Annotated in this window: 1 pseudogene; it reads right to left on the reverse strand. The window is 66.5% G+C overall.

Annotation, left to right across the window (positions count from 1 at the left end):
- Window positions 1-275: pseudogene (locus OOT08_RS18835) on the reverse strand (NADH-quinone oxidoreductase subunit L); the annotation flags it as partial.

The following is a 275-nucleotide window of genomic DNA, read 5'->3' on the forward strand; positions in this document are numbered from 1 at the left end:
TCCGGGGTCTCCCAGTAGTGGCCGACGAGGAAGTACGAGCAGATGCCCATGACTTCCCACCCGACCAGCAGCACCATCAGGTCGCCGGAGTAGACGACGAGGAACATGGCGGAGGTGAACAGGGAGACGAGAGCGGCGTACGAGGCGTAGCGCGGGTCGTCGCGCAGGTATCCCGTGGAGTAGATCTGCACGCAGGTGGCGACGGTGCCGACCAGGACGGCGACGAGGGCGGCGAAGCCGTCGATGTGCAGGGCGAGTTCGACGGGGACCGAACC

Source organism: Leucobacter sp. M11 (assembly GCF_035726885.1).
GTDB lineage: Bacteria > Actinomycetota > Actinomycetes > Actinomycetales > Microbacteriaceae > JAPFRB01.